Here is a 2,514-nt window from a genome sequence, read left to right on the forward strand (position 1 = left end):
CGCCTGCGCCAAACGCCCCGGCGCCGGCACCCGCCGCGCCGGCGGCACAGCCCAGCACCGGCCAGTAGCGGCCGGTGCAGGATTTTCTTGCCGCCATGGGCCTCGTCCTCGTCATAGAGGGTCTGGTCTATGGCGGCTTTCCCGGCCTGGCCAGGAAGCTTGCCACCGAAGTGCTGTCGCTGCCCGAGAACGCGCTGCGGATTGCCGGGCTGGCGGCGATCGCGATCGGCGTCGGCATCGTCTGGCTGGTACGAGGCGCATGAGGGCGGCGATGATTTATCCTCTGCCGATAGTCATAGCCGCAAACGTGCCGTATTTTTTGCCAACATGGCGTGACGCGGCGTTTTCGTCGAAGCGCTTTTCTTTTCAAGAATACCGGGAGGCTTCTCGATGACATCCAATACAATTTTGCGCGCGGCGCGGCGGACATTCATCGCCGGCGCGGCGGCACTTCTTGTCAGCGCCGTCGCTGTCCCGTCCTTCACGGCGCCGACATTTGCCGCCGATGGGCCCGCTTCGGTCGCCGATCTGGCGCAAGGCCTGCTCGGCGCGGTGGTCAACATATCGACCTCGCAGACGGTCAAGGGTACCGAAGGCCCGGGCGCGGTGCCGATGCCGCAATTGCCCGAGGGTTCGCCCTTCCAGGATTTCTTCGACGATTTCTTCAAGAACCGCGGCGGTGACAAGGACAACGGCTCGCAGAAGGTGCAGTCGCTGGGCTCCGGCTTCGTCATCGATGCCGAGCAAGGCATCGTCGTCACCAACAACCATGTCATTGCCGATGCCGACGACATCGAGGTCAATTTCTCCGATGGCGTCACCTTGAAGGCGACGCTGGTCGGCACCGACACCAAGACCGATGTCGCCGTGCTCAAGGTCGATCCGAAAGGCCACAAGCTGACGGCGGTAAAGTTCGGCGATTCCACCAAGATGCGCGTCGGCGACTGGGTGATGGCGATCGGCAATCCGTTCGGCCTCGGCGGCACGGTGACGGTCGGCATCGTCTCGGCCCGCAACCGCGACATCAATTCCGGCCCCTATGACGACTTCATCCAGACCGATGCCGCGATCAACCGCGGCAATTCCGGCGGACCGCTGTTCAACAGCGCGGGCGAAGTCATCGGCATCAACACGGCGATCATCTCGCCATCCGGCGGCTCGATCGGCATCGGCTTCTCCATCCCGTCGCAGCTCGCGTCCGGTGTCGTCGACCAGTTGCGCCAGTTCGGCGAGACGCGGCGCGGCTGGCTCGGCGTGCGCATCCAGCCGGTGACCGACGACATCGCCGAAAGCCTCGGCATGGCGACCGCAAAGGGTGCGCTGGTTGCCGGCGTGATCAAGGGCGGCCCGGTCGACAATGGCACGATCCAGGCCGGCGACGTCATCATCAAGTTCGACGGCAAGGATATCCATGAGATGCGCGACCTGCCACGTGTCGTCGCCGAAAGCCCTGTCGGCAAGGCGGTCGACGTGCTGATCGTGCGCAAGGGCGTTGAACAGACGGTGAAAGTGACCCTCGGCCGGCTCGAGGATGGCGAGAAGGCCGCCAACGCCGAGGAGGGCAACACCGATCAGGACAAGGGCGACAAGGCTCCGGCCGTTTCCACTGCTTCGGTGCTCGGCATGACGGTCGGCGAACTGAACGACGAGACACGCAAGAAGTTCAGCATTGCGGCCGATGTTTCGGGCGTCGTCATCACCGACGTCACCAAGGACTCGGCCGCCGCCGAACGCGGCATCCAGCCCGGCGAGGTGATCACCGAGATCGCACAGGAATCGGTTGCTACCCCCAAGGACGTCATGGACCGGATCGGCGCCTTGAAGGAACAGGGGCGCAAGAATGCGCTCTTGATGCTGGCCTCGAAGACCGGCGAGCTCAGGTTCGTGACGATCAGGATGGACTGAGGTCCGGAAGATCGACAACACGACAACACTGAAAAAAGGGCGGCTAGCGAGCTGCCCTTTTTCTTGCCTGCCAGTCCTGGCGCGACAGTCTGTAGAGGACATGCCGTTTGAGATGCGGATGGCTGTCGGGAATGCTGGGGTGGTCGAAATCGGCGGATGGATCCGCGCTCATGCCGAGGCGTTGCATGACGGCGGTGGAGCGGCGGTTTGCCGCGACGGCGAATGACACGATTTCATCGAGGCCAAGCGTCTCGAAGCCGTAGGCCAGCCACGCATCGGCTGCCTCGGTGACATAGCCTTTGCCCCAGAACTCAGGTGCCAGCCGCCAGCCGATCTCGATGGTGCCGGCTGGCAGGGATGGCACATGATCGGTGTCGAGGAGACCGATGAAGCCGATGCATTCACCGGTGGCGGTGATCTCGGCGGCAGCAAAACCGTATCCGTCCTTCGTGGTCCAGGCCCGGAGCTCGTCCATCTTGGCATCCGCCTGGGCGCGGTCACGGCGGAATGGAAAGAACTCCATCACCCGGTCGTCGGAGTTGATGCGGTGGAACAGGTCGCGGTCGCGATCCTCCCAGTTGCGCAGGATCAGGCGCTCGGTACGCATTG

3 protein-coding genes are annotated in these 2,514 nt (G+C 63.8%); 2 read left to right on the top strand and 1 reads right to left on the bottom strand.

The window, feature by feature from the left end; all coding sequences use genetic code 11:
- Window positions 1–74 precede the first annotated feature (74 nt).
- On the top strand, window positions 75–263 hold the full coding sequence (locus EN879_RS31780) for a DUF2065 domain-containing protein (protein WP_013531032.1): 189 nt from the start codon (window positions 75–77) through the stop codon (window positions 261–263).
- 127 nt (window positions 264–390) lie between these two features.
- Window positions 391–1,905: a DegQ family serine endoprotease gene (locus EN879_RS31785; RefSeq protein ID WP_013531033.1), complete on the top strand. Its 1,515-nt coding sequence runs from the start codon at window positions 391–393 to the stop codon at window positions 1,903–1,905.
- Between the two features lie 43 nt (window positions 1,906–1,948).
- Here EN879_RS31785 and EN879_RS31790 read toward each other — a convergent pair whose 3' ends face one another.
- On the bottom strand, window positions 1,949–2,512 hold the full coding sequence (locus tag EN879_RS31790) for a GNAT family N-acetyltransferase (protein WP_164774707.1): 564 nt from the start codon (window positions 2,510–2,512) through the stop codon (window positions 1,949–1,951).
- Window positions 2,513–2,514 lie beyond the last annotated feature (2 nt).

Origin of the sequence: Mesorhizobium sp. M7A.F.Ca.AU.002.02.1.1 (assembly GCF_003998535.1) — a bacterium.
GTDB classification, from domain to species: Bacteria; Pseudomonadota; Alphaproteobacteria; order Rhizobiales; family Rhizobiaceae; genus Mesorhizobium; species Mesorhizobium ciceri.